This window comes from uncultured Fibrobacter sp. (genome assembly GCF_946062555.1).
GTDB lineage: Bacteria > Fibrobacterota > Fibrobacteria > Fibrobacterales > Fibrobacteraceae > Fibrobacter.
On record NZ_CAMGVQ010000122.1, the window covers coordinates 1 to 3,171 of the forward strand.

Sequence of the window (3,171 nt, forward strand, 5' to 3'; positions counted from 1 at the left end):
CCATCCGCATACGACATACAAAACCCTGCACTTTCAGTGCAGGGTAGTTTATTGTAACTTTATCCGCAAAAAGTGTTTTGAGGGTTAGGAGTCCATCAAACACCTCGGGGAGTTCTGCCACGCAAGTGGTGGGACTCCCTTAGTTTTTTTTATTTTCCGCGGCGAAAAGAGCTGAACTGCACCGGGGAGTTTTGGCGTTTATCGCCGTTGTTTCGCGGGTTGTTGCGAGAGTCGCGACTCTTGCTTCCGCCGCGGTCGTTGTTGGATTTGCGAACGCTATGGAAACTTTTGCGCTGCTCGCCGTTGCCGAAATTACTGTTGCGGTTGTCGTCACGGAAGTCGCGGCGTTCGCGATTGTCTTCGCGACGACCTTCGCGGTTGTTGCCGCGGTTTTCACGAGAATCGCCGCCATTGTTTCCGCTGTTGCCGAACTGGGCTGCGCGGCGTTCCTTGCGGGCGGAGTTTTCCCAGCGGCCCTTGTTGCCGGATTTCTGCGGCACGATGGTGACGGCGCGCTGCTCACGTTTCTGCTGCTCGCGCTCGCGGTATTCGGCGTTTTCTTCGCGCTCCTTGCTCGGGAAGAATTCCTTGCCTTCGGCTTTCGCGCTGCGGCTTAGGAGCAGCCTGCCGATTTTTCCGAGCTTCAGGCGTTCCAGCGTCGCGCGAATCTGCGGGCGGTTTTCGGGAATGTACCAGAAGAAGAACTGGCGCTGGCTCCGCTTCTGTTCCGGTGTTTTCGCCACATAAAGCGGCTTTCCGTCCGGCGTCATTTCACTGTAGAACATCTCGGTCGCAATCGTCATCGGTGTCGGCGTAAAGTCCTGCACCTGTTCCAGCTGGAATCCGAGCTGCTTTGTCTCGAGTGCAAGTTCCGCCATGTCGGCTTCGGTACATCCGGGGTGGCTACTGATAAAGTAAGGAATGATCTGCTGGCGCTTTCCGATGCGCTTGCATTCGTCGTCAAAGAATTCCTTGAACTTGTGGAACAAGGTAAAGCTCGGCTTGCGCATCAGCTTGAGCACTGCATCGCTGGTATGTTCCGGGGCCACCTTCAGGCGCCCGCTCACATGATAGTCAATCAGTTCGCGGGCGTATTCTTCGTGGTCGCGGATTAGTTCTTTGTCGTCTGTCTCTTGCAGCAACATGTCATAACGCACGCCGCTTCCGATAAACAGGTGCTTCACCTTCGGGTGGTTGCGCACTTCGCGGTAAAGTTCCAGGAGCTCTTGGTGATGCGTGTCCATGTTGTCGCAGACTTTCGGCGTGAGGCAACTGGGGCGTGCGCACTTTTGGCAACGGCTCGGGTCCTTGCCGCGCATGTTGTACATATTGGCACTCGGGCCGCCCAAATCGGTGATGGTGCCGGCGAATCCGTCCATCTTCGTAATCAAATCGACTTCGCGCAGAATGCTTTCGCGGCTACGGCTCGCGATGAATTTGCCCTGGTGCGCGTTGATGGCGCAAAAACTGCAACCGCCAAAACAGCCGCGGTGCGTGTTGATGCTGAACTTGATCATGTCGAACGCAGGCACGTTCCCGCGCTTTCTGTAGCGGGGGTGCGGTTCGCGAGCGTAGGGGTATTCAAAGCTTTCGTCGAGTTCGCCGTATTCCAGCGGCGGGTACGCGGGGTTAATCACCACGGTCTGTTCCGCGACATCTTGCAGGATGCGGCGCTGGAACCACTTGTTGCATTCGATGTCCACCCTGCGGCAGTTGTCAATCTGATTGCGCTTATTGGCAAGGCAATCTTCGTAGCTTGCGAGGCGCAAGTCTTCCCACTGCTTGGTCGTAGGGATTTGCCCCTTGGGCGCGAGGTAGGCTGTTTGCGGCACGGAATGCAAACTGGAGAACGGTACGCCTTTCTTCAGGAGTCGCACGATTTCTTTCAGCGGTTTTTCGCCCATGCCGTACACGAGAATGTCGGCTTGCGTATCGAAAAGAATGCTCGGCTTGAGTCTGTCGCTCCAGTAGTCGTAATGCGTCACGCGGCGCAGGCTCGATTCAAGTCCGCCAATCAGCAGTGGAACATCGGGGTAGAGCTTCTTTAAAATCTTGGCGTACGTGTAGGTCGCGTAATCGGGGCGGAACCCTGCCTTGTTCCCTGGCGTAAAGGCGTCGTCACTGCGGAGGCGCTTGGCCGCGGTGTAGTGGTTCACCATGCTGTCCATGCCGCTAGAAATCGCGAAGAACATTCGCGGCTTGCCAAGTTTCTTGAAATCGCGCAAGTCATCGCGCCAGTTCGGCTGCGGGAGTATTGCCACGCGCAAGCCTTCGTGCTCGAAAAGGCGACCGACCACGGCATGCCCAAAGCAGGGGTGGTCTACGTAGGCGTCCGCGCTAATGATAATCACATCGACGTAGTCCCAGCCGAGTTCCTCCAGGTCTTCTTTGCAGATGGGTAAAAAGCGCGGATCGTACATAAGATGCAATTTAGAAAAATAACCTCGTACGTCATTGCGCAAGCGCATGACCGCTTCGGCTCGGTCAGCCAGCAAGCAGTCTGCCGCAACTCTCGCCTCGTACGTCATTGCGAGGAACCGCAGGTGACGCGGCAATCTATGGCAGAATTAGGAATAAACATTGGCTTTGAACGAAAGTATGGTTTTTGCTGTTTTTGAACGAAAAACGCCGATTTTTCGTTATTTTGCTTTAAATTACGTTACCTTTTCCAACATGATTTTGGGCATTTTTATGACCTTTTCCAATATAATTTTAGGCATTTTTGTTGCCTTTTCCAACATTTGGCTTTTTGAGACCCTCGCGCTGTCTCTTTTTGTAAAAATTTCGCAAAAAAAAAGCTTTTTTCGCAAAAACACTTGAAATTGTTTTTTTTGTTTACATTTGACGTAAGAAAATTAACATTATAGGATGTGCCTTATGGAAATTGTCTCTCCGATAATATCAAGTGCTATTAGTTTTGCGCTCGGGAAGGCGTATAACTGGATTGCGGAAAGGAAAAACAAAAAAGCCGATATCGAAGAAATTCGGAAATTTGTGGAAGATTCCCGCACGAAGGAAACATTCCAGAAAATTGAATTTGAAAACGGCTGGTATGGAATTGAATTCCATGGTACAAAATTCGAAAACGATGTCGATGATTTCTTGATGTCGCTCACGCTTTATTGTCCAAAAAATGGTTAAAACCCTGCACTTTCAGTGCAGCGACTTTCA

Annotated in this window: 3 protein-coding genes; 2 read left to right on the forward strand and 1 reads right to left on the reverse strand. The window is 52.2% G+C overall.

The window, feature by feature from the left end:
• Nucleotides 1–149: 149 nt before the first annotated feature.
• Nucleotides 150–2,420: a YgiQ family radical SAM protein gene (locus Q0P86_RS16770; protein WP_295041090.1), complete on the reverse strand. Its 2,271-nt coding sequence runs from the start codon at nucleotides 2,418–2,420 to the stop codon at nucleotides 150–152.
• A 160-nt stretch (nucleotides 2,421–2,580) separates the two neighbouring features.
• On the opposite strand from Q0P86_RS16770, the gene Q0P86_RS16775 reads away from it, so the two are divergent.
• Together Q0P86_RS16775 and Q0P86_RS16780 are read left to right on the forward strand one after the other, a co-directional pair.
• Nucleotides 2,581–2,820 (forward strand): hypothetical protein, encoded by a 240-nt coding sequence (locus Q0P86_RS16775; protein ID WP_295041092.1) that lies wholly within the window; start codon nucleotides 2,581–2,583, stop codon nucleotides 2,818–2,820.
• Between the two features lie 57 nt (nucleotides 2,821–2,877).
• Nucleotides 2,878–3,141: a hypothetical protein gene (locus tag Q0P86_RS16780; RefSeq protein WP_295041094.1), complete on the forward strand. Its 264-nt coding sequence runs from the start codon at nucleotides 2,878–2,880 to the stop codon at nucleotides 3,139–3,141.
• The last annotated feature ends 30 nt before the right edge of the window (nucleotides 3,142–3,171 follow it).